This is a genomic window from Tistrella arctica (genome assembly GCF_039630945.1).
Classification (GTDB): Bacteria; Pseudomonadota; Alphaproteobacteria; order Tistrellales; family Tistrellaceae; genus Tistrella; species Tistrella bauzanensis.
Genome location: NZ_JBBKTV010000008.1, coordinates 207,750 through 231,691, shown reverse-complemented (window position 1 = coordinate 231,691; position 23,942 = coordinate 207,750). Strand labels below are relative to the sequence as shown.

The 23,942-nt window shown below is 65.7% G+C and carries 20 protein-coding genes; 9 read left to right on the top strand and 11 right to left on the bottom strand.

Annotation, left to right across the window (positions count from 1 at the left end):
- Window positions 1-45: 45 nt before the first annotated feature.
- The 4 genes from WG924_RS19375 to WG924_RS19360 all read left to right on the top strand — a co-directional run bounded on the left by WG924_RS19375 (window position 46) and on the right by WG924_RS19360 (window position 3,731).
- Window positions 46-1,260 (top strand): MFS transporter, encoded by a 1,215-nt coding sequence (locus WG924_RS19375; protein WP_345934740.1) that lies wholly within the window; start codon window positions 46-48, stop codon window positions 1,258-1,260.
- A 35-nt stretch (window positions 1,261-1,295) separates the two neighbouring features.
- Window positions 1,296-2,255: a ZIP family metal transporter gene (locus WG924_RS19370; RefSeq protein WP_345934739.1), complete on the top strand. Its 960-nt coding sequence runs from the start codon at window positions 1,296-1,298 to the stop codon at window positions 2,253-2,255.
- 186 nt (window positions 2,256-2,441) lie between these two features.
- A complete protein-coding gene (locus tag WG924_RS19365; protein ID WP_345934738.1) occupies window positions 2,442-2,846 on the top strand; it encodes an encapsulin-associated ferritin-like protein in 405 nt (134 codons plus the stop codon).
- Between the two features lie 54 nt (window positions 2,847-2,900).
- Window positions 2,901-3,731 carry a family 1 encapsulin nanocompartment shell protein gene (locus tag WG924_RS19360; protein ID WP_345934737.1) on the top strand — a complete coding sequence of 277 codons (831 nt, stop codon included), beginning with the start codon at window positions 2,901-2,903 and terminating at the stop codon, window positions 3,729-3,731.
- Between the two features lie 190 nt (window positions 3,732-3,921).
- Here WG924_RS19360 and WG924_RS19355 read toward each other — a convergent pair whose 3' ends face one another.
- The 9 genes from WG924_RS19355 to WG924_RS19315 all read right to left on the bottom strand — a co-directional run bounded on the left by WG924_RS19355 (window position 3,922) and on the right by WG924_RS19315 (window position 14,419).
- Complete coding sequence (locus tag WG924_RS19355; protein ID WP_345934736.1) at window positions 3,922-5,139, bottom strand: ABC transporter substrate-binding protein; 1,218 nt, start codon at window positions 5,137-5,139, stop codon at window positions 3,922-3,924.
- A gap of 325 nt (window positions 5,140-5,464) precedes the next feature.
- Window positions 5,465-7,150, bottom strand: a complete 1,686-nt coding sequence (locus WG924_RS19350) for a methyl-accepting chemotaxis protein (protein WP_345934735.1) — start codon at window positions 7,148-7,150, stop codon at window positions 5,465-5,467.
- A 192-nt stretch (window positions 7,151-7,342) separates the two neighbouring features.
- Complete coding sequence (locus WG924_RS19345; RefSeq protein WP_372045106.1) at window positions 7,343-8,326, bottom strand: branched-chain amino acid ABC transporter permease; 984 nt, start codon at window positions 8,324-8,326, stop codon at window positions 7,343-7,345.
- Window positions 8,327-8,329: 3 nt separating this feature from the next.
- A complete protein-coding gene (locus WG924_RS19340; protein WP_345934734.1) occupies window positions 8,330-9,217 on the bottom strand; it encodes a branched-chain amino acid ABC transporter permease in 888 nt (295 codons plus the stop codon).
- A 66-nt stretch (window positions 9,218-9,283) separates the two neighbouring features.
- Window positions 9,284-10,504 (bottom strand): ABC transporter substrate-binding protein, encoded by a 1,221-nt coding sequence (locus WG924_RS19335; protein WP_345934733.1) that lies wholly within the window; start codon window positions 10,502-10,504, stop codon window positions 9,284-9,286.
- Window positions 10,505-10,756: 252 nt separating this feature from the next.
- Window positions 10,757-11,506, bottom strand: a complete 750-nt coding sequence (locus WG924_RS19330) for an ABC transporter ATP-binding protein (protein WP_188574168.1) — start codon at window positions 11,504-11,506, stop codon at window positions 10,757-10,759.
- On the bottom strand, window positions 11,499-12,254 hold the full coding sequence (locus WG924_RS19325) for an ABC transporter ATP-binding protein (protein ID WP_345934732.1): 756 nt from the start codon (window positions 12,252-12,254) through the stop codon (window positions 11,499-11,501). The genes WG924_RS19330 and WG924_RS19325 overlap by 8 nt, the downstream gene beginning before the upstream one ends.
- 311 nt (window positions 12,255-12,565) lie before the next feature.
- Window positions 12,566-13,585, bottom strand: coding sequence for a fumarylacetoacetate hydrolase family protein (locus tag WG924_RS19320; protein WP_345934731.1), 1,020 nt, complete (start codon window positions 13,583-13,585; stop codon window positions 12,566-12,568).
- 60 nt (window positions 13,586-13,645) lie between these two features.
- Window positions 13,646-14,419, bottom strand: a complete 774-nt coding sequence (locus WG924_RS19315) for a cyclase family protein (protein ID WP_345934730.1) — start codon at window positions 14,417-14,419, stop codon at window positions 13,646-13,648.
- A 181-nt stretch (window positions 14,420-14,600) separates the two neighbouring features.
- Between WG924_RS19315 and WG924_RS19310 the strand changes: the two genes are divergently transcribed.
- From WG924_RS19310 to WG924_RS19295, 4 genes are all read left to right on the top strand, one after another.
- Complete coding sequence (locus WG924_RS19310) at window positions 14,601-15,377, top strand: FCD domain-containing protein (protein ID WP_345934729.1); 777 nt, start codon at window positions 14,601-14,603, stop codon at window positions 15,375-15,377.
- Window positions 15,378-15,489: 112 nt separating this feature from the next.
- On the top strand, window positions 15,490-16,641 hold the full coding sequence (locus WG924_RS19305; RefSeq protein WP_345934728.1) for a C4-dicarboxylate TRAP transporter substrate-binding protein: 1,152 nt from the start codon (window positions 15,490-15,492) through the stop codon (window positions 16,639-16,641).
- Window positions 16,638-17,192, top strand: a complete 555-nt coding sequence (locus tag WG924_RS19300) for a TRAP transporter small permease subunit (protein WP_345934727.1) — start codon at window positions 16,638-16,640, stop codon at window positions 17,190-17,192. Before WG924_RS19305 ends, WG924_RS19300 begins: the two co-directional genes overlap by 4 nt.
- Window positions 17,189-18,526, top strand: a complete 1,338-nt coding sequence (locus WG924_RS19295; RefSeq protein ID WP_345934726.1) for a TRAP transporter large permease — start codon at window positions 17,189-17,191, stop codon at window positions 18,524-18,526. Before WG924_RS19300 ends, WG924_RS19295 begins: the two co-directional genes overlap by 4 nt.
- A gap of 66 nt (window positions 18,527-18,592) precedes the next feature.
- On the opposite strand, the gene WG924_RS19290 is transcribed toward WG924_RS19295, so the two are convergent.
- On the bottom strand, window positions 18,593-21,013 hold the full coding sequence (locus WG924_RS19290; protein ID WP_345934725.1) for a penicillin acylase family protein: 2,421 nt from the start codon (window positions 21,011-21,013) through the stop codon (window positions 18,593-18,595).
- Window positions 21,014-21,255: 242 nt separating this feature from the next.
- Entirely contained in the window at window positions 21,256-21,963 is a 708-nt protein-coding gene (locus WG924_RS19285) for a glutathione S-transferase family protein (protein ID WP_345934724.1), read from the bottom strand.
- A 194-nt stretch (window positions 21,964-22,157) separates the two neighbouring features.
- On the opposite strand from WG924_RS19285, the gene WG924_RS19280 reads away from it, so the two are divergent.
- Entirely contained in the window at window positions 22,158-23,939 is a 1,782-nt protein-coding gene (locus WG924_RS19280; protein ID WP_345934723.1) for an SLC13 family permease, read from the top strand.
- Window positions 23,940-23,942 lie beyond the last annotated feature (3 nt).

The window sequence follows — 23,942 nt, the reverse complement described above, 5'->3', positions numbered from 1 at the left end:
CCCCCGGCCAGGGATGGCAACACAACCGCCCGGATGGTGGCGGTCATGTGCCTGTGCGAGGTGCTGTCGATGGCCGCCTATGGCTGCTATCCGGCCCTGCTGCCATTGCTGCGTGACGACTGGGCAATGAGCAACGGCACCGCCGGCTGGATTTCCAGCGCCTTCTTCATCGGCTATGTCGGTGGTGTGCCGATTCTGACCGGGGCCACCGACCGGATCGACGCCCGCAAGGTCTATCTGGGCTGCCTGGGCCTGATCGCCGCCGCCACCGCTGGTTTCGCGCTGCTGGCTCAGGGGCCGTGGTCGGCCGGCCTGCTGCAGGCCCTGGCGGGAGCCGGATTTGCCGGCACCTATATGCCAGGGCTGAAAATCCTCAGCGACCATGTGCGCGGGCCGCGCGCCAGCCGCGCGATCGCTTGCTACACCGCCTGTTTCTCGCTGGGCGCCGGGGTGTCGTTGTGGATCGCCGGGCTGGTGGCCGCGGCGGGCGGCTGGTCCGCCGCCTTCTGGGCGGCGGGGCTGTCGGCGGCGGCAGCCCTGGTTCTGGGCATCTTTCTGGTGCCGCGCACCGATCCGCCGCCGCTGCCTGAAGGTGTGCGGGTGCGGCCGTGGTGGCTGCCACCGGATTTCCGGCCGGTGCTGCGCAACCGTCGCGCCATTGCCTATACCTTTGCCTATGGCGGCCATTGCTGGGAGATGTTCGGCCTGCGTAGCTGGCTGGTTGCCTTTCTGGTTCATGCCGGCTCGGCGGTGGCGGTTGCCAGCAGCCTTGGCGGGGCGATCATCGCATCGGGCATCATCACCAGTTTCCTTGGCAACGAGATGGCGATGCGGATGGGGCGGCGGCGCTGGGTCACCTGCGCCATGCTGCTGACGGCCGTCGCCGCCGCACTGACCGCGGCGCTGGCCGGCGCGCCGCTGCTGGCGGTGGTGGCGGCGGTGGCGCTGTATAATCTGCTGGTCATGGCCGACAGCGCGTCGCTGACCGCCGGCGCCATCGCCGAAAGCGATCCGGCGGTGCGTGGTGCCGCCATGGCGCTGCATGCGCTGCTGGGTTTCGGCGGCGCAATCCTGTCGCCGCTGGTCTTCGGGCTGGTGCTCGACGGGGCGGGGGGTGAAACCGATCCGCTGGGCTGGGGGGCCGGCTTTGCCGTTCTGGCGATGGGGGGGCTGGCGGGGCTCGCACTGTTCCGCCGCATCGGCAGCGACGGACCGCCGCCGGCTGTGACGATTTCGTCGGACGATCGTGGCAACGGTTGATCCGTCATTCACATGAGCCATATTCTGCGGCAGGCGTGGCATATCGGCGGCGGCAACCGCCGAGACGACGATCAGAGGCTTCGGAGGCTGACATTCTAGACCTCGCGTCCATTGATCCGGTCTGGCTGGGCCTCGGCGGCAGCCTTCTGGCCGGGCTCGCGACCGGCATCGGTGCCCTGCCGGTGCTCGTGATCCGCCGCCCCAGCATCCGGCGGGAAAATCTGCTGCTTGGCGGGGCTGCCGGCGTGATGCTGGCGGCGGCGCTGTTTTCATTGCTGGTGCCGGCGCTGGACAGTTCGACCGCCCATTATGGCGCCCTGGGTGGGGCGCTGGGCGTGGGAGCCGCGATCGCGTTGGGTGCGGCGGCCATTGCCGCCCTGCATGCCGTGGTGCCGCATCTGCACGTCCAGCAGGACAGGGACGCGGTGGACGACGCAGCCCATGGCGCGGCTGCGCGGGGCACGATGATCACCAGCGGCGGTGAGGCGGTGCTGGTGATGGACGGCGGTGGTGTGGCCGCCATTGATGCCCGCCGCATGGCGCCGGCCCTGCTGATGGTGCTGGCGATCGCGCTGCACAACCTGCCCGAAGGTCTGGCGGTCGGTGTGGGGCTGGGTGGATCGGGCATCGCGGGCGGCGGCGATCTGGGCGACGGGCTGGCGCTGGCGATCGGCATCATGATCCAGAATCTGCCCGAAGGCTTCGTGGCGGCCGTCGGCATGATGATGGTGGGGGCCAGCCGGATCAACGCGATGCTGGTGGCATTCGGCACCGGCGCGCTGGAGATTATCGGCGGCGGGCTGGGCGTGGCCATGGCCGGGCTCGGGGCGGGGGTGCTGCCCTGGACGATGGCTTTCGCGGCCGGTGCGATGATTTTCGTGGTCAGCCACGAGATGATTCCGGAAACCCACCGCCATGGCCAGGAAATGGGGGCAAGCTGGGCGTTGATCCTGGGCTTTGCCGGGATGACCGCGATTGCCGCCAGTTTCGGCTGATGACGTTTGCTGACGGGCCGGGATGGACCCTGAACGGCTTATGTGCCGATGGGCCCGACGTCAGGGCTGAATGACAACAAACGATAGGCGGACCCCGGACCGGGCGGGCGATCCGCCAGAGATGGACGAGATCCCGCAGGCTGTATCAGGCGCTGCGGACGGATTGACGGAGAAGGAGACGAGCCTATGGCTGGACAAGTTCTGCATGCCCCGCGTGAAAAGCTGAGCCGCCACACCATGGCGCTGCATCATGCGATTTCGTCGCTGATGGAAGAGCTGGAGGCGGTGGACTGGTATCGTCAGCGCGCCGATGACTGCGAGGACGACAGCTTGCGCGACATTCTGCTGCACAACATGCGCGAGGAAATCGAGCATGCGATGATGACGCTGGAATGGTTGCGGCGGAACGACGACGACTTCGCCGAACAGATCAAGACCTATCTGTTCACCGAGGGGCCGATCACCGAGGTCGAGGAAGATGCGACTGACGGTGCCGCTGGCGCGGGCGGCAAGGGGGCGTCGTCGGGTGACGGCGCCAAGGGCAACTCCGAGGACGGGCTGACCATCGGCAGCCTGAAGAGGCGGCGCTGACCGGCCGATTTCGTCCGCATTCCCCGTCGCATGACCGCAGGAGTTTTCACGACCATGGATTATCTGAACCGTTCCCAGGCGCCGTTCGGCGTCGATTTGTGGAAGAAGATCGACGCGGCCGCGATCGACGCTGCCCGTGACGCGCTGACCGCCCGCCGGTTTCTTGAGGTCGACGGGCCGTATGGCGTCGGCCTGACCTCGATCGAGATCGGCAACGACGTCTATTGCCGCGATCCGGGGCCGGACGAGGCCGGCGCGGTGATGAGCCGGGCGATATCGGTGCCGATGTTCCGCAAGGGTTTTCGCCTCAGCGTCCGGCGCATCGCCTCGTCGACCGATCAGAGCCAGCCCTTGAGCCTGGCGCCGGTCGAGGATGCGGCCGAAGCCGTGGCCGCCCGCGAAGAAGAGATGGTCTATTACGGCAACACCGATTTCGGCCTGGAGGGGCTGCTGACCGCGAAAGGTCGTCATGCCATCGATGGCGGCGACTGGTCGAACATCGATCAGGCGCTGCAGGATGTGCTGGCGGCCGTGAACAAGCTGGACGAAAGCGGCCTGCGCGGCCCCTATGCGTTGGCCCTGTCGCCGAAGCTGTATAATTCGCTGTTCCGTCGCTATGACGGCAGCGACGTGCTGCAACTGGAACATATCAACAGCGTCTGCACCGTCGGCATCTTCAAGGCGCCGATCGAGGGCGGCGTCCTGATCGATCCGCGCGTGGGCGTGCTGGTCGTGGGCCAGGATCTGCGCGCCGGCTATGCCTCGCATGACGGCATCCACCATCATCTCTATCTGGCGGAAAGCCTGGTGCTGCGCATCGACGACCCCAAGGCGGTCTGCACCATCGGCGCCGATGTCGGCGGCCTGCTGGTCAAGAAGGCCTGACCCTGACCCAGGCGGCCCACGCCGCCTGATCCGGCGGACCGGCTGGGGCCAAGCCCGGACGATAACGAGAAACGCCGTCATCCGGATGCCCGGATGGCGGCGTTTCTGTTCGGCCCCACCAAAACTGCGGGGGAATTGTCGGGAGCTGGGGGCCGGACCTCGCGGACCGGCCGTCAGGGCCGCCCCTGTATTACTTCTTGGCCATCTCGCATTCACCCTTCTCGATCGGCCGGAAGGCCTGATCGCCGGGGATGGTTGCCAGGATGTTGTAATAGTCCCACGGACCCTTGGAGTCGCCGGGCTTCTTCACCTCGGCCAGATACATGTCGTGGACCATGCGGCCATCGGCACGGATATGACCGTTCTTGGCGAAGAAGTCGTTGATCGGGGTCTCTTTCATCTTGTTGACGACGGTGAGCGCGTCATCTGTTCCAGTGGCCTCGATCGCCTTCAGATACTCCGTGACCGCCGAATAGATGCCGGCCTGGAGCATGTTCGGCATCTTGCCGGCCTTCTCCATGAACCGGGTCGCGAAGGCGCGGGTCTCGTCATTAAGATCCCAGTAATAGCCTGTGGTGACCACCAGCCCCTGGGCGACATCGAGGCCCAGCGCATGGATGTCGTTGATGAACACCAGCAGACCCGCCAGCTTCTGGCCGCCCTGGGTGATGCCGAATTCCGCCGCCTGCTTGATCGAGTTGATCGTGTCGCCGCCGGCGTTGGCGAGCCCGATCACGTCGGCGCCAGACCCTTGTGCCTGCAGCAGGAAGGACGAGAAGTCGGTGTTCGGGAACGGCACCTTCACGCCGCCAACAATCTCGCCGCCGGCGCTGAGCACGGCATTGGTGGTGTCGCGTTCCAGCGCGTGGCCGAAGGCATAGTCGGCGGTAAGGAAGTACCATTTCTTCGCGCCCTGGCCGACCAGCGCCGAGCCGGTGCCGGTCGCGAGGGCATAGGTGTCATAGACATAGTGGATGCCGGTGGGCGAGCAGGCCTTGCTGGTCAGATCCGACGAGCCGGTGCCGGCATTCAGATGCAGCTTGCCTTTTTCCTTGGCGATGTTCTGGACCGCCAGGCCCACCGACGAGGTCGGCACGTCGACGATCGCGTCGACGCCATCGCGATCATACCACTGGTTGGCGATGTTGGAGCCGATATCCGGCTTGTTCTGATGGTCGGCGAAGATCACCTCGACCGGCGTGTTGCCGACCTTTCCACCATAATCCTCCACCGCCATCCGGGCGGCGATCACCGATGCCTGGCCGGTGACATCGGAATAGATGCCGGACTGGTCGTTCAAAACGCCGATGCGGACGACGTTATCGGAAATCTCGGCCTGGGCCGCCCCCGCGGCCATGCCCATCATGGTCGCAAGAACCGCGGCAGCGATCGCGTTCCTGGTGTTCATCTGCTTCCTCCCTGGGCGGATCCGGGCCTGACGGCCTCAGTACCCTGTCATCCCGGAGGCGATGTCGGCCGCCATGCAGGGCGTGCCGCAACGCGGTCTCGACACCCGGCGCCGCTGCCACTCCCCAGCATGCGTGCCACGTATCGTCATCCGGAAAGATCCGCTTGCTTTGATCTTGCGGGACAGGTGCCGAGCAATGCCTCACACCAGTTCCCGGGCCGTCTTGAGAAAGATCATGCTGCAATGAGCGAACTTCGTGAAATGAAAAAACGCCGTTATCGCAGGAAAGCGAGAACGGCGTCAGTGAATGCAACTTCAATGGGGATCACGCTGCGCGAATATCGCCAAGGAAGCGATCCACGACGGTCTTCAGGTCGTCCGCCTGGCGATTGAGCCGGGTTGCCGCTTCCCGCACCGTGCCGGCGGTGCCGCCGGTCTGGCTGGCGGCGGCACCCACGGCGCCGATGCTGCTGGTCACGGCCTCGGTCGCCTGGGCGGCAGCCTGGGTGCTGTGGGCGATGGCGCCGGTGCCGGCCCCCTGTTCCTGGACCGCGGCCGCGATGTCGCTCGCGATCTCGCTGACCGCCGAGATGGTCTTGACGATTCCGTCGATGGCGCCGACGGCCTTGCGGGTTTCTTCCTGGACGGCGCCGATCTGGCGCGAGATATCCTCGGTGGCGCGGCCGGTCTGGCTTGCCAGATTCTTGACCTCGGATGCGACCACGGCGAAGCCCTTGCCGGCGTCGCCGGCGCGCGCCGCCTCGATCGTGGCATTCAGGGCCAGGAGGTTCGTCTGGTCGGCGATGGCATCGATCAGCACCAGAACCTCGCCGATCCGGCCGCTGGTCTCGGCAAGGCCGCGGACGATCTCGGTGGTGCGGCGTGCCTCTTCGGTGGCGCGTGCGGCAACATCGGCTGCCTGTGTCACCCGGCGGGCGATGTCGCTGATCGACGTCGACAGCTCTTCGGCCGCGGCGGCGATGGTCTGGACATTGGCATCCGCCTGATCGGCGGCGCCCACCATGGTGTCGGCCTGCTGCCGGGTCTGGTCGGCTGCATGGGTCAGGTCGCCTGCGGCCAGTTCCATCTCGTGTGCGGCCTGAAGCACGATCTGCAGCGACCGTGCCGCTTCGGCATCGAAGCCTTCGGTCAGGGCGTCCACCCGCTTTGACCGCTCCAACTGCCGCGTCTGGTCGGCATCTCGCTGGCGGCTCAGATGGTCGGCTTCCTTCAGCCCCTCGCGCACCACGTTGAAGGCCCGGACCATGGCGCCGATTTCATCGCGCCGGCTGTCGCCATTGACCTGAATGTCGCGCTCGCCGGTCGCCAGACGACCAAGCGCTGTGGTGATCGAGCGCAAGGGAGGCACGGTGTGGCGAATGACCTGGATCGCCAGGATCACCATCACGGCAAGGGTGATGGCGGCGATCGTGCCCAGGCGGATCGCCTCGTGACGGAAGGTGGTGGTCAGGTCGCCGATATAGACGCCGGTCATCAGGGCGACATCGGTTCCAGGTACCCGCCGCACCAGGGTCAGCTTCGGTTCGGGAACATCGCTGCCGCTGCGGGGCCAGAGATAGTTGATATAGCCGCCGCTCGCCGGGCCGAAACCCAGCGTCACGGCGTCGCGGATGAACTCGACGCCGTTGGGGTCCTTCAGCGCGATCAGGTTCTTGCCGATCAGATCGCCGCGCACCCCATGCAGCACGATGACGCCTTTGGCATCGACACCCAGAAAATACTCGGCCCCGTCGTCATAGCGCATCCCCTCGACGAGCCGCAGGCCGGTGTCTAGCGCGGCGGCCTGGGCCGTGGTGTCGTTGCCCGCCTTGCCGATCTGGTTCCTGATGACGGTGGTGGCCATTTCGGTCAGGGCTTCAAGTTTGTCGCGCCGGTCGGCATAAAGCTGATCCTTCAGCGTCGACAGCGAAACCGCCATGATCGTGGCGATCGCGATCAGCGCGGCGATTACCAGCACGGCGAGCTTCGTCCCGGTCTTTAGGTTCTTCATCCCAGACTCCCGATCCTACTATGCGGTCCGGCACATGCAGCCAGAGGCAGTTTAGGAGGGGATTATTAATCAATGGTTGATTGATGATAATATTCATCAACCTGAATGACGTTAGAGACCGTGTAAGACGCACGAACGCCGCATGGCCTGAACCATGCGGCGTTCGTCGGCGGCGGGCCAGGTATGGGCCGTTCAGGAGTGGCGGTTGCGGCGCCGGTCGATGAAGGCCTGATATTCACCCACGATGCCGCGGCGGAACAGCAGCACGCAGGCCACGAAGATGGCGCCCTGGATGATGGTGACCCAGGCACCGACCTGCGCGAAATAGTTCTGGATGCCGGTGACCAGGAAGGCGCCGACCATGGGGCCGAACACCGTGCCGACACCGCCCAGCAGGGTCATCAGCACCACTTCGCCCGAGGCGTGCCAATGAACGTCGGTCAGGGTCGCGATCTGGAAGACCAGCGCCTTGGTGGAGCCTGCGAGGCCTGCGATGCCCGATGACAGCACGAAGGCCAGCAGCTTGTAGCGGTTGACGTCGTAACCCAGCGAGATCGCGCGCTGTTCGTTTTCGCGGATCGCCTTCAGCGTCTGGCCGAAGGGCGAATGAACGACGCGATGGATGAACAACAGCCCGACGACGAAGATCGTGAAGACGACATAATACATGGTCATGTCGTCATGCAGGCTGATGACGCCGAACAGCATGCCGCGCGGAATGCCCTGGATGCCGTCTTCACCACCGGTGAACGGGGCCTGAAGCGCCAGAAAGAAGATCATCTGCGCGAAGGCGAGGGTGACCATGGCGAAGTAGATGCCCTGGCGGCGGATGGCGAGGGACCCGATCACGAAGCCGAGCGCGGTGCCGATCGCCGTGCCGAACAGAATGCCGACTTCAGGCGGCAGACCCCAGACCTTGACCACGTGTCCGCAGACATAAGCCGCGAACCCGAAATAGGCGGCATGCCCGAAGCTGAGCAATCCGACATAGCCAAGCAGCAGGTTGAAGCCCGATGCGAATAGCGCGAAGCACAGCGCTTTCATCAGGAAGACCGGATAGACGACATGCGGGGCGATCAGCCCGACCATGATCGCCACCGCCACGGCGATCATGGTGAAGCCTGCGGCCTTCTGGCCGCGGGCGCTGCGGGTTCCGGACACGGTGTTGACGCTCATGGATCACGCCGCCTTTCCGAACAGGCCCGCAGGCTTGATGAGCAGGACGATGGCCATGACCACGAAGATCACGGTGCTCGACGCTTCTGGATAGAACACCTTGGTGAGACCCTCCAGCAGTCCAAGGCCGAACCCGGTGAGCACCGAGCCCATGATCGACCCCATCCCGCCGATGACCACCACCGCGAAGACAATGATGATCAGGTTGGAGCCCATCAGCGGGCTGACCTGATAGGCTGGGGCCGCCATCACGCCGGCGAAAGCGGCCAGCGCGACGCCAAAGCCATAGGTGATGGTAATCAGCAACGGCACGTTGATGCCAAAGGCCTGCACCATCATCGGGTTTTCGGTCGCGGCGCGCAGGTGAGCGCCAAGCCGGGTCTTTTCGATGATCAGCCAGGTGGCAAGGCAGATACCAGCCGAGGCGATCAGGATCCAGGCCCGATAGTTGGGCAGGAACATGAAGCCAAGGTTGGTGCCACCCTGCAACTCTGGCGGAATGGCATAAGGCTGGCCTGAAATGCCATAGGCCTGGCGGAAGCCGCCCTCGATCACCAGCGACAGACCAAAAGTCAGCAGCAGTCCGTAGAGGTGATCGAGGTTGTACAACCGCCGTATCAGCACCCGTTCCAGAATGATGCCGATAAGTCCGACGATGAGAGGGGCGACGATCAGGGCTGGCCAGTATCCGATCCCGGCATACTGCAGCACCAGCCACGCCACGAACGCGCCCATCATGTACTGGGCGCCGTGGGAGAAGTTGATGACGTTGAGCAGGCCGAAGATCAGGGCCAGGCCCAGGCTGAGCATGGCGTAGAAGGCGCCGTTGATCAGCCCTAGGAGCAGCTGGCCGAAAAGGACCTGCGGCGGAATGCCGATCAATTCCATCATGAAGGATGTGCCCCTCGTGTCGGCGTCGAAATCATAGGGTGACGGTTGCTTGGCGGTACGCGCTGATTACTTCTTGACCAGCGGGCATTCGCTTTCCGACAGCGGCCGGAAGGCCTGATCGCCCGGAATGGTCGCCAGCAGCTTGTAGTAGTCGTAAGGCGCCTTGGATTCGTCCGGCGACTTGATCTGCATCAGATACATGTCGTGGACCATGCGGCCATCCTCGCGGATCGTGCCGCCCTTGGCGAAGAAGTCGTTGACCGGCGTCTGCTTCATCTGTGCGACGACGGCCTTGCCTTCATCGGACTTGGTGGCCTCGATCGCCTTCAGATAGTGCATGACCGACGAATAGATGCCGGCCTGAACCATTGTCGGCATCCGGCCGTTGTTGCGCTCGGCGAAGCGCTTCGACCAGGCACGGGTCTCGTCGTTCAGATCCCAGTAGAAACCGGTGGTCAGCACCAGCCCCTGCGAGACCTGAAGACCCAGCGAGTGGACGTCGGTCAGGAACAGCAGCAGACCGGCCAGACGCTGGCCACCCTGGGTGATGCCGAATTCCGACGCCTGCTTGATGGTGTTGACGGTATCGCCGCCGGCATTGGCCACGCCGATCACCTCGGCGCCCGAGCCTTGAGCCTGCAACAGGAACGACGAGAAGTCGGTGTTCGGGAACGGATGACGCACCGAGCCCACGACCTCACCGCCCGCGGCTTTCACCGCGTTCATGGTGTCGCGTTCCAGCGCATGGCCGAAGGCATAGTCGGCGGTCAGGAAGAACCACTTCTTGGCGCCCTGCTGCACCAGCGCACCACCGGTGCCGTTGGCCAGCGCATAGGTGTCATAGGTCCAGTGAATGCCGGTCGGCGAGCAGGCCTTGCCGGTCAGGTCCGAGGTGGCGGCGCCGTGATCGATGAGAATCTTGCCCTTTTCCTTGGCAATGTTCTGCACCGCAAGCGCCACCGACGACGTCGGCACGTCGAAGATCGCGTCCACGCCGTCGCGGTCGAACCACTCATTGGCGATGTTGGAGCCGATATCGGGCTTGTTCTGATGGTCGGCCGAGACGACTTCGATCTTGGCACCGGCGACGCTGCCACCGAAATCCTCGACCGCCATCTGGGCCGCGGCAACGCCGCCCGGACCGGACAGGTCGGTATAGATGCCGGACTGATCGTTCAGCACGCCGATGCGCACGACATTGTCGGAAATCTCGGCCTGAGCGGCCCCGGCCGAAAAGGCGGCGACAACAGCGGCGGTCACGGCCGCCAGTGTAAACTTCAACGTCATAGAAATTTTCCTCCCCCTGAGGATCTTGAGCGTCCTGAGGTCACAAGACGGTATCCGTCGGCAGTCAAGGTCGGGTCACAGCAACCTGTCCGGCCCGGCCGGCCGGCCCGATGGGACCGGCCGTGCACGAGCGCGAGCGTCGCGTACGGACTTGGCGGGAGACAGAGCCTCGATCGGGTTCAGCCGGCCTTCTTGTGTGGGCCTGCATGAACACGGAGACGCACCGCCGCGACCTTCCGCCCGGCGTCGTGATCAGACGCCGAGATACGTTTTGAGCTTTTCCTGGCTGCTCGCGATCGCGTCAGACGCGATCATGTCGACCACCCGTCCTTCCTCGACGACATAATGCCGGTCGGCGACGGTGGATGCGAAATGGAAATTCTGTTCCACCAGCACGATGGTGAAACCTTTTGCCTTCAGCGCCCGGATGATGTCGCCGATCTGCTGCACGATGACCGGGGCCAGACCCTCGGTCGGCTCGTCCAGCAGCAGAAGATTGGCGCCGGTGCGCAGGATACGCGCGATGGCCAGCATCTGCTGCTCGCCGCCGGACAGCTTGGTGCCCTGGCTGCTGCCGCGTTCCTTCAGGCGGGGGAACAGACCGAAGACTTCGTCGACCGTCATGCCGCCCGGCTTCACCACCGGCGGCAGCATCAGGTTCTCGACCACGTCGAGGCTGGCGAAGATCGCGCGTTCTTCCGGGCAGAAGGCGATGCCGGCGCGGGCGATCTGGTTCGACGGCAGCTTGATCAGTTCGCGACCGTCGAAGGTGATGCTGCCCTTGCGGCTCGACACGATGCCCATGACGCATTTCAGCGTCGTGGTCTTGCCGGCGCCATTGCGGCCCAGCAGGGTGACGACCTCACCCGGCTGAACGTCGAAGCCGATGCCGTGCAGGACATGGCTTTCGCCGTACCAGGCGTTCAGATCCTGAACCGACAGCAGCGGCGCGGTGCCAGTGGCGGATGCTGTGGCGGATGCGGTGCGTGCAGGCTCAGCCATGACCGGTCCCCATATAGGCCTGAATCACTTCGGGGTTCTGCGACACCTCGTCATAGGTGCCTTCCGCCAGGATCGCGCCGCGCTGAAGCACGGTGATCGTGTCCGACAGATTGGCCACGACCTTCAGGTTGTGCTCCACCATCAGAACCGTGCGGCCCTGGGCAACCCGCTTGATCAGTTCGGCGATACGCCCGACATCTTCATGCGCCATGCCGGCCATGGGCTCGTCGAGCAGCATGACCTTGGGTTCCAGCGCCAGCGTGGTCGCGATCTCCAGCGCCCGTTTGCGGCCATAGGGCAGCTCGGCGGTGATCGCGTCGGCATAACCGTCCAGGCCGACATCATCCAGCAGCTCGTCGGCACGATCGTGCAGATTGTCGAGCACGCGTTCCGAGCGCCAGAAATGGAAGGAATTGCCCAGCTTGTGCTGAAGGGCGATCCGCACGTTCTCGCGCACCGTCAGGTGCGGGAACACGGCGGAAATCTGGAAAGACCGCACCATGCCGCGCCGGGCGATCGCCGCCGGCTTCTGGCTGGTGATGTCGTGACCGTCATAGAGAATCTGCCCCGAGGTCGGGATCAGGAACTTGGTGATCAGATTGAAACAGGTCGTCTTGCCCGCTCCGTTGGGGCCGATCAGGGCGTGGATCGTACCACGACGCACCTGAAGATCGACCTTGCTGACCGCCGTGAAGCCCTTGAACTCCTTGGTCAGACCCTTCGTCTCGATGATGATGTCCTGAGCCATGCCCCTGTAAGCGTCCGCAACACGCAGACCACCATCGCACTGCCGCCGGGCCATCGGCCCGCAGCACCAGTGCGTGGATCGCCTGTGTTCACGGACGGCTCACTCCTCCCCTAGATGAGCACACGTCTGCCGGGCGTCCTGGGAGACAGCGTCCGGTTTTCGTGACGATCGGGTCCCTGTAGTCTTTTGTAATTATATTTTGTGAAGGGAAGTCTTATCGGAATTCCGCCAAGCGGTCAAGGCGTCCGCGGTCCGCCATTTGAGCCGTTTCAGGCCTGGTGCGACCGGGGCGCGATGACTGGTGATATCGATCACCCGGCAGGCGCAATGATGCGGTTGCGCAGGGTGCCGATGCCGTCGATTTCCAGCTCGATCAGGTCGCCTGAGGCCAGAAGCTGGCCGGTCTCGATGCCACAGCCATTGCCGACCGTGCCCGATCCGATGAATTCGCCGGCATGCAGGGTCTCGTCGCGGGAGATATGGGCGAGGATGCGGTCGAAGCGATGCTGCATGCTTGCGGTCGAGCCCTTGCCGCGCAACTCGCCATTCACCCGTACCTGCATCGTCAGGTTGTAAGGGTCGGTCAACTCGTCGCTGGTCACGATCCAGGGGCCGATGATGTTGCCGGTGTCGAAATCCTTGCCCTTGGCGGGTCCCAGGCTGCCCTGCATCTCGGCGAACTGGGCATCGCGGGCGGTCATGTCGTTGAAGATCGTATAGCCGAAGATGTGATCCGCGGCCGTCTGAGAGGTGATGCCGCGACCGGTTCGGCCCAGCACGATGCCGAATTCCAGCTCGTAATCCATCATGCGCGAGAAGGACGGCCAGCGGACGATCTGATCGTGGCCGATGACGCTGAAGCGGTTGGCCTTGTAGTAGATCGGCTGTTCATACCACACCGGCGGCACCTTCACCGGCGGCAGGCCCAGCGCTTCGGGCGTGGTGCCGCGCATCTCGGCCAGCAGCTTGCGGCCGCCTTCCATGGCCTGGATCAGATGGGTCTCGAACACCAGGCAATCGCGCATCTGGCGCGGTTCCGGCAGAGGGCTGCGGAACGAGATCCCGTCAAGCGGAACCAGATGGGCGGCGGCCTCGCCGCCACGCGCCGCTTCGGCCAGAAGCTCATGCGCGCGCGCAAGGCCGTCGGCGCCGGCATCGATCAGCGCCAGCATGCTGGCGGCGAACGCGCCATCGGTGCCCATGCGGCTCTGTGCGGCCAGAGTCAGGTTCAGCACATGCCGGCCATCGGCGGCGAGTGCACCGATATGGCGGGTTTCGCCAGCGGTGAATTCAATGGCGCCGGCTTCTGGCACGAAGGTGAGCAGCTTCATCGGGTGAGATCCGTCATGTCGGAGAGAATGGGGGCGGGACCAGAGGGCTGGTCTTGGCGATCAGTCGAAGATCGCCACCGCACGTGTCCATCCGGCCGATGCGGCGCGGATCTTCACCGGGAAACAGGCGATGGTGAAGCCGGTCGCAGGCACCGATTCCAGGTTGTGCAGCTTTTCGAGGTGGCAATAGCCGATGTCGCGGCCGGCACGGTGGCCTTCCCAGATCAGCCCGGCATCGCCGCTTTCGATGTATTTCTCCCGCGTGTGCGTGAAGGGCGCGTCCCAGCTCCAGGCATCGGTGCCGGTGACGCGCACGCCGCGTTCCAGCAGATACATCGTGGCCTCGCGCCCCATGCCGCAGCCGGCATCGACATAATCATCATGGCCATAGCGGCTGCCGGCGCGGGTGTTGATCACCACGATGTCCAGCGGCTGCAGCGTGTGGCCGATGCGGGCCAGTTCGGCTTCCACCTCGTCGGCGGTCACCACATGGCCGTCGGGCAGGCGCCGGAAATCCAGCTTCACGCCCGGACGGAAGCACCAGTCCAGCGGCACCTCGTCGATGGTGATCGCGCGCTCGCCCTTGTTCATGGTCGAGGCGAAGTGATAGGGCGCGTCCAGATGGGTGCCGTTATGGGTGATCAGGTTGATCTGCTCCACCGCCCAACCCTCGCCATCAGGCAGATCCTCAGGCTTCAGGCCCGGAAAGAAGCCGGTGATCTGTGCTGGCGTCTGTTCGTGGTTCATGTAGGTGATCTTGGGTTCGAAACCGGGCGGGTCGGACCGGACATCGTTTTCGAGCATGATCGACAGGTCGACGAAACGGCGGGTCATGGGGCTCATCCTCCCTTGATGGCGGGTGATCGCTTGCTGGTTGCGATCATCTGGTTGCGTACAGCATACAGCGCCATTTGCGCGATCATGCATAAAAAAATCGAAATTCCGGCCTGAAACGATGTAAGCTGTATCAATAGCGATATTGCAGCGCAATATCAGGCGTGAGGGCGATCAACCGATGACCGATGCAGATCTCAACCCCGAGGCCGTGGCCGGTCATTCCGATCTGCGCGCCGCCGTGGCCGACGGCTTCGTGGGCGAGGAGGGCACGCGTGCCGCCACCCTGTCGCTTGAGGCGTTGGAACGGATCCGGACCGATATCGTGGCGGGTGCGCTGAAGCCCGATATGAAGCTGCATCTGGGCAGCATGCGCGCCCGGTATGGGGTGGGGTTGAGCCCGCTGCGCGAAGCGCTGTCGCGGCTGGCGGCCGACGGGCTGGTGTCGTTCTCGGGCCAGCGCGGCTTCAGGGTGGCGCCGGTCAGCCGGGCGGATCTGGCCGATATCACCCGGTCGCGTCAGATCGTCGAGGGGGCGGCGCTCAGGCTTGCCATCGCCTGCGGCGGCGACGACTGGGAGGCCGAAATCGTCACCAGCCATCATCTCCTGCGCCGGGCGACAGAACGCAGCGCCGCCGACCACACGATCAGTGTCGACGATGTCGCCTGGGCGGCATGGGAAGCGCGCCACCGTGCCTTTCACGCCAGTCTGGTGTCGGCATGCCCGCTCAACGCGCTCAAAGGCTTCCGGGCGCTGCTTTACGACAAGGCCGAACGCTATCGCCGGCTGATGCTGAGCTGGCCGTTCCGGCCCGACGAGGTGCTGGCCGAGCACGACCTGCTGCGCGATGCCGTGCTGGCCCGCGACCCCGACCGCGCGGTCGGGGTTCTGGAAGAACATATCGCCATCACCGCCGATCTGCTGGATGCGGAGCTGGCCCGGATCGAGGGCGGCTGACCGGCAGACCGGCGGGTTCCCGCCCCGACATGACCAGGCACCAGATGCCCTGGCACCGGGGCCCCGAGGGCGGGAACAGAACAACCGGGCCCCCCTGGGAGGGATGACCAAGATGACGGATACCCGTATCGACAGCGGCCCGCGGCCGCGTCATGACATGTCGCTGGGACGGGGCAGCTCGCTGGGGCGGGGTGTCAGGTCCGTTCTGTGCGCGGCGGCACTGGCACTCGGCGCCGGTCAGATTCTGGCGCCGGCAGCGCATGCGACCGAGACTATTCCCCTGACGGTCGTCGCCGGCCATCCGCCGGCGTTCCTGTGGGTGAAGACGCTGAGCGAGAGCTTCATTCCCGGCGTCGACCGGCGCCTGAAGGAGGGCGGCGACGCCTATCGTATCGCCTGGACCGAGGCGTATGGCGGCACGGTCGCCAAGATCGGCGGCGAACTTGAGGCGATGGAAGAAGGCATCGCCGATATGGGCTTCGTCGGCTCGGTGTTCGAGGCCGCGAAGATGCCGCTGCACAACGTCACCTACATGCTGCCGTTTTCGACCGACAATCTGTTCCTGGTGACCCAGACCGTGGCCGGTCTGTCGAAGCGCATCCCTGAGATGGACGAGGAATGGACCCGTAACAATCAGATGGCGCTGGCGGGGGCGGCCCTCGACAGCTATCACCTGTTCACGAATTTTCCGGTCAACTCGATCGACGATCTGAACGGGCGCAAGATCGCGGCCCCCGGGCCTGCCGCCAACTGGCTGAAGGGCACCGGTGCGGTCGCCGTCGCCGGCAACCTTCAGACCTATTACAACGACATCAAGACCGGTGTGTTCGAAGGTACGCTGACCTTCGCCACCGCGGCCGCCGCGGCCAAGCTTCAGGAAGTGGCGCCCTATGTCACCAAGGTGAATATCGGCGCGCAGTTCGCCGGCGCCATCACCATCAATGCCGATGTCTGGGCCGATCTGCCGCAGCCGGTGAAGGATGCGATCCTGGCCGAGGCGGCGCTCTATAGCGACACCTTCGCCAAGGCTCAGGCGGCGCGGGTGAATGCGTCGTTCAAGGCGATGGCCGATGGCGGCGCCACCATCACCGAATTGTCGCCGGCCGAGCGCAAGCGCTGGGCGGACGCGCTGCCCAACGTCGCCAAGGAATGGGCGGCGGATCTGGAGGCCAAGGGCGTGCCGGGCAAGGCCGTCATGACCGGCTATCTGGATGGCCTGCGCGCGGCCGGTGTCACCCTGCCGCGTAACTGGGACCGCGAGTGAGCGGGGCGGCGGAGCCGCGGGGGAACCCCACCCCTGCGGCCTTGCCGCAAACCGGCCTGCTGGGCCGGATCGCGGCAATCGCAAGCGCCGTCGGCACCGCCTGGATTCTGCTGATGATGGTGCTGGTGAACGCCGATGTCATCGGCCGCGCGGCGCTGTCGGCACCGATCCGGGGCGTGCCGGAATTCGTCGGACTGTCGATCGTGGGCATCGTGTTTCTTCAGGCCGGCCACGCGCTGGCATCGGGCCGCTTCACCCGGTCCGACGCGCTGCTGGACCAGTTGGCACAGCGCCGGCCACGGGTGGCGGCGGGGCTTGACGCCGTTCATTCCCTGGCCGGCGCGGCCTTCTTCTCGATTCTGGCCTGGGCGCTGTGGCCGCGCCTGCTGCGGGCGATCGCGGAAGGCGATTATGTCGGCGCCGCCGGCGACTTCACCCTGCCGGTCTGGCCGATCCGGGTGCTGATGGTCGCGGGCTCGGTGATGGTGATCGGGATCTATCTCATTCTGGCGGCGGCTGCCCTCCGCCGTGTCGCCGGGGGACGGTCATGACCGGACTTGAAATCGGCCTGCTGTCGGTGGTGGCGCTGCTGCTGCTGATCTGGGCGGGCATGCATGTGTCGGTGGCGCTGGGTCTGGTCTCGCTGCTGGCGATCTGGGAAGTGCGCGGCCGCTGGTCGGTTGCCGCCAGCGCGATCGCGCAGGCGGCGCTGGATTCGATCGACAGCTATGTCTTCGGTGTCGTGCCGCTGTTCGTGCTGATGGGCTATCTGGTGGGCGTGTCCGATCTGGGGCGCGATGCCTTCCGGCTGGCCGACCGGGTTGTCGGGCGATTGCGGGGCGGCCTGGGCGTCGCCACGGTCGGGGCCAACGCGGCCTTCGCGGCCGTGACCGGCATTTCCATCGCCTCCGCCGCCGTGTTCACCAAGGTGGCGGTGCCCGAGATGATCAGGCTGGGCTATATGCCCCGCTTCGCGGTCGGCGTGGTCGCCGGCTCGTCGGTGCTGGGCATGCTGATCCCGCCCAGCCTGCTGCTGATCCTGTATGCGGTGGTCGCCGAACAATCGGTGGGCGACATGTTCCTGGCCGGCATCGGCCCCGGACTGCTGATGGCGCTGGTCTTCGGCATTTATATCGTGCTGATGGCGCATCTGCGCCCCGACAGCGTTCAGCCGCGCGCGGCTGCCGAGGCGGTGCGTCTGGCGGCCGCGGCCGATCAGCGTCACGGCCGGCGGGGCAATGTCTTCGCCGAGGGCGCACCGCTGTTCGGGCTGATCCTGCTGGTGCTGGGCGGCATCTATGGCGGGCTGTTCACGCCCACCGAAGCGGGTGCCGTGGGGGCCGCCGGCGCGCTGCTGGTGGCGGTCGGCCGCCGGCGGCTGGACCTGCGCGGCTTCTGGAAGGTGCTGGTCGATACCGGCCATGTCACCGCCTCGATCTCGCTGCTGATCATCGCGGCCTCGCTCTACAGCCGCATGCTGGCGCTGACCGGGGTGCCCGATGCCATGGGCGCGCTGTTCGCCGATGCGGGCCTTGGCCCCGCCGGGTTCCTGGTGATCTATGTGCTGATCGCGGTGCTGCTGGGCACAATCCTGGACAGCAGCTCCATCCTGTTGATCCTGGTGCCGCTGGCGATGCCGGTGGTCGACGGCTTCGGCATGAACATGGTCTGGTTCGGCGTGATCACGGTGATTGCGGTCGAGGTGGGTCTGCTGACACCGCCGCTGGGCCTGTCGGTGTTCGTGATCCGATCTTCGCTGGATGATCCGAGCATCACGCTTGGCGACGTGTTTCGCGGCGCCCTGCCATTCGCCGGGCTGATGCTTCTGGTCCTGGCGATCATCGCCCTGGTGCCGGCGATCGCGATCGCCCCGGTGATGTGGTGACGCAGCACTGACGATCGGATGCAGGTGCCGCCCGCGACGAAGATGCGGGCGGCACCGTGACACCGGTCAGGGGGTCAGGGTCATCACCCGGCCGAAGCGCTGTTTCACCGCCGCATCGGTCAGCGGCAGGTGGAGATACTGCCCGCTCCGCCACAGGCCAGCCTGATCCATGAAGGTGGTGGAGCCGAGCCAGCCATCCTGACCGCCCAGCAGCACGAACCAGTTGGCGTCCGGGTCGCCCAGATCCGAGACATGGCGCGACTGGGCGCCATAGCGGGCGCTGTGCAGGTCGTCGACCAGGTCATGCGCGGTCTTCATCGGTGTCTCGCGCGATCCGCCGACCGGCCAGTCGCCATAGGTGAAGAAGCTGCCGATCACCGGCGCCTGCCCCATCAGATGCCCCAGCCGCAGGCGATGCATGGTGCCCCAGCTCGGGAAACTGTTCAGGGTTTCATCGGCGGCGGCGAGGCCGTCCGACAGGATGCGCGCCTGTTCCGCCGGCGGCAGTGCGGTCAGGTCGTCGATCAGATAGCGGGTCAACTGGGTCCAGTTGCTGGCGAAGCCCAGCCGGCTGTCGGCGTCGTCGCTGTCGCCATAGACCGCCGTCGCCACCGTCTTGAGCAACTGTTCGAAGGCAACGGGGGCCGCCGCATCGGCGTCATAGACGCCCTGCCAGCCATCGATCAGGGCAAGGCTGCGCTGGCCCGGCGCATCGGCCGGCCGGTCGCCGAGCCCGACAACGCGCGCCGCCAGAACCAGGGCCGCCGCGAGTTTCGCCGAGGCCGGCGAGGTCACGTCCTGCTGCAGGCGCTTCAGATCGTCGATCGACACCGGCGCGGATGCCCGAACCACGGCCTGAAGCCGTTCGACCCGCTCATCGGTGGAAAAGAACAGGCCGATCGGCACCAGACCGGTGGTCGTGGTGGGCCGGTTGTTGGCGCTGGCGATGAAGCCTTCCGCCGGATCGACAGCGGCGGGCAGGCTGCCGGCGTCGACATAGGCGGTCCATTCGGCCTGCGGGTCGCCGGCGGATGAGATCATGTCGTCGGGGATGCCGTCCGGTCGCACCGGCAGGCGGGCGGCCAGCACCTGACCGATATGGCCCGCCCGGTCGGCCCAGAGCATGTTCTGGGCCGAGACCGAATAGCGGTCGGCGAAGGCTGCGCGGAATTCGGTGCCGTTGCCGGCGCGCATGGCCGCCAGCATCGCACCGATTTCATCCGATGGCTGATGACCCAGCCAGCGCAGCGCCAGCACCTCGCCCGGCCGCGACGGAATGAGGTCGCTGTCGGACATGACCGGGCCATAGGGGCTGATCCGCACCGTGACCGTCCGGTCGAACCAGAATCGAGTGCGGATGGTGTGGGTTTCGGTGCGGAACGCGCTCTCAGGCAGCGACGACACGTCATAGAGCTGGCTCGACAGTGCCCGCATATTGGTGCCGCCCCAGGCCAGCCCCGGATTGCGACCGACCGCGACGAAAGGCAGCCCCGGCGGCATCAGGCCGACGGCGTGATAGGAGGGGGAGCGCATGCCCGCCAGCAGCCAGAAATTCGGCAGGCTCATGCCCAGATGCGGATCATTGGCGATCAGCGCCGAGCCGGTGTCGGACAGGGCCGGCGATACCGCGACCGAATTCGAACCGGTGCGCGACAGGCCCGCCAGATCCGCCAGCAGCTTTTCCAGGCGGGCATGGGTTTCATTGGGGCCGAAACTGGCGGCGTTGCCATGCCCGGCCTCGATCGCCCGTGCCCAGGCGCTCTTCCAACCGGCATCGTCGGGGCCGTTGCGGCTGCGTTCCCGCAGCAGGCCGGCCCAGGCCAGCCAGTTGATATCGGTGCCAGCCAAGCGGCCGATGGTCAGAACATCTTCCACCGTCCACGGCTCGGCGCGGATGCCAAGCAGCGCGAATTCCGGCGGCCAGGGGCCCTTGGATGCCGCCAGCCGGTCCTGATAATCGTTCAGGCCCTTCACGAAGGCCACGACCCACTGGCGGCTTTCGGGCGGCAACGCGGCGACGGTTTCGGTGGCGCCGCGGCCGAAGCCCAGAATGCGCAGCGCCCGATCGATATCGCCGGCGACCGGCCCGCCCATCTCGGACAACCGGCCCTGGGCCACCCGCTTCATCAGGCTGATCTGGCCCAGCCTGAGATGGGCATGCACCAGCCCCAGCGTATAGGCGAGGTCGCGGTCGGTGTCCGCTTCGATGAACGGCACCTGTTCGTCGGTCCAGCGCAGGACCACGGGCCGTTCCAGGTCCAGACCGCTCACCGGGAAGGTCTGAAGCCGCTTGTCGACCGCGACCGGTTTGGGGTCGAGTGCCGCACAACCCGGCAGTATCAGCATGGCTGCGGCGGCAACCATGCGCGCGCCGCGCCCGGCGGGGCGGCGGAATGGCCGGCCGCTGCGCGTCCTGGACGGGTTGGACGCCGGCGTGGAGCCCGATTCCTTTGAAGACAAGGCGGACGGGGTGGTGCGATCGGTCATGCAGGGCCTCTGGCCATCAAGGTCTGCGGCCCACGGCACGTGCCCGGGGCGGTGAAATCGGCGGTGGATGATCATCGACATCGTGGCGTCAGTGTCATCCTGCATCAACCACACATCGATGACGGTGACAAATGACACATTCCGTCATCCGTTGAGCATCTACCGGTCATGGATGCGGGGACACACAGTCAATACGGCGGGCCGAACGGTATGGATCATCCGTCCGGCCCGTGGTTGCCATCTCAGCGCTTCTGATACTGACCACTGCCGAACAGGGTCTGGAAAGCCTTGGGGTCGGTCGGGCTCTGGCCGGCCCCGATGCCTTTGGCGACGGCCAGCCCGGCGACCACGGCCGGGCGGGCGTTCATCGCCTCGAACCAGCGTTTCAGGTGCGGGCGGTCGGCGAGCGACTGCCCCTGACGCTCATAGGGTACGATCCACGGCATGATCGCGATATCGGCGATGGAATAGCTGTCGCCCGCCACCCATTCATGATCGGCGAGCTGCGTGTCGAGCACATTGTAAAGCCGGCCCGCTTCGTTGGTATAGCGATCGATGGCATACTGGATCTTCTCGGGCGCATACTGGCGGAAATGATGCGCCTGACCCAGCATCGGGCCAATGCCACCCATCTGGAACATCAGCCACTGCAGAACGTTGTAACGTCCGGCCGGATCGGCCGGCATCAACTGACCGGTCTTCTCGGCCAGATAGATCAGGATCGCCCCCGACTCGAAAATCGAGATCGGCGTGCCCCCGGGGCCGTCGGGATCGATGATCGCGGGCATCTTGTTATTAGGGCTGATCTTCAGGAAATCGGGCTTGAACTGGTCGCCCCCGCCGATATTGACCGGGGTGATGGTGTAGGGCAGGCCCAGTTCTTCCAGTGCGATGGTGATCTTCCAGCCATTGGGGGTCGGCCAGTAGAACAGCTCGATCGGCTTGGTCATGCAATCCTCGCTCAGACGGAATGGGGTTCTGGTGACGGTTTCATGCCGGACACGATCCGTCGATCCTGGCCCCGCGCAGCCGATGTGGCCATGCGGCGGTGCGGCGGCAAGTCGCCCCCGGGCACAACAGCGTTGACCAATGACGGCGCATCGGCAACGCTCGGTGCCGTTCACGCCCAGAAAGATGCGCCCGAATGACGTTGGACCAGATCCTGATCAGCGGATTGCTTGTTGCCGCCCTGGTCCTGTTCGTCCTTGGCCGACCACGCTATGACCTGGTGGCGTTGTCCGCCCTGGTCGCCGGCGTGGTGCTGGGCCTGGTGCCGGCGGACAAGGCGTTTTCCGGCTTTGGCCATGATGCGGTGATCACCGTGGCGGCCGTGCTGGCCATCAGTCGGGCGCTGTCGCTGACCGGGGCACTGGAACCGCTGACCGGCCTGGTGCGCCGGGCATCGGGCAGCACCGTCACCCATATTCTGGCGCTGTGCGGCGTGGGGGCGGTGATATCGGCGTTCATGAACAATGTCGGCGCGCTGGCGCTGCTGATGCCGATCGCGATCCAGAGTTCCACCCGCGCCGGACGGTCTCCCGCGGCGGTGCTGATGCCGCTTGCCTTCGCGACGGTGCTGGGCGGCATGGTCACGCTGATCGGCACGCCGCCCAATCTGATCGTCTCGGGCTTTCGCGACCGGGCGGTGGGGCAGCCCTTCGGGCTGCTCGATTTCGCCTGGGTCGGGCTGCCGGTCGCGGCGGCGGGGCTGGTTTATATCGCCATCCTGGGCTGGCGGCTGATCCCCGGTGACCGGCTGGGCAGGGGGGCCGCCGCCGAATTGATGGAAGTGAGCGCCTATGTCACCGAACTGACCGTTCAGGCCGGATCGGCGCTGATCGACAAGACCGTGGGCGATGCCGAGGGGATGTGGAAGGACAGCGATCTGACCGTCATCGGTCTGATCCGGGACGACCGCCGGATCTTCGGTGCCATGGCCCGTCAGCGGATCGCCGCCGGCGACGTGCTGCTGGTGCGCGGCGAAAGCGAGGCGATCACCAAGCGCGCCCGCGCGGCCGGCCTCGAATTCGCGGCATCCGAGCGGCCGACCGCGGAACATCTTCAGTCGCAGGATGTGGTGATGGCGGAAGCGGTGGTGGGGGCGGCCTCGTCGCTGATCGGCCGTCATGCCGGTGAACTGGGTCTGCGCGAGACCTATGGCATCAATCTGCTGGCCTTGTCGCGCGAAGGTGCCGCGATCCGTTCGCGGCTCAGCCGGGTGCGGATGGCGACCGGCGATGTGCTGCTGTTGCAGGGCGATGCCCGCCGCCTGCAGGCGGTGATGACCGATCTGGGCTGCCTGCCGCTGGTGGAGCGCGAGATCCTGAAGCAGAACCAGCACCGCGGCCTGCTGGCGCTGGGCCTGTTCGCCTGCGGGATCGCCCTTGCCGCATCCGGTCTGCTGCCCACGGCCATCGCGTTCTCATTGGTCGTGCTGGGGCTGGTGGTCAGCCGGGCGCTGCCGACGCGAGAGCTGTATACCGGCATAGAATGGCCGGTGATCGTGCTGCTGGGGGCCATGATCCCGCTGGGATCGGCGCTGGAGAGCACCGGCGTCACCGGGCTGATCGCCGACGGCATCGTGGGCATGGCCGGCGATGTGCCGGTCTGGGCGCTGCTGGGCGCGCTGCTGGTGGTGACGATGACCATGTCCGACATTCTGAACAATGCCGCGACCGCGGTCATCATGGCGCCGATTTCGATCGCGGTTGCCCAGGGGCTTCAGGTATCACCCGATCCATTCCTGATGGCGGTGGCGATCGGCGCCTCGTCTTCGTTCCTCACCCCCATCGGGCATCAGAACAATGCCCTGGTCATGGGCCCCGGCGGCTATCATTTCGGCGACTACTGGCGCGTGGGATTGCCGCTGGAAATCGTGGTGGCGGTGGTATCGGTGCCGCTGCTGCTGCTGTTCTGGCCGCTCTGACCA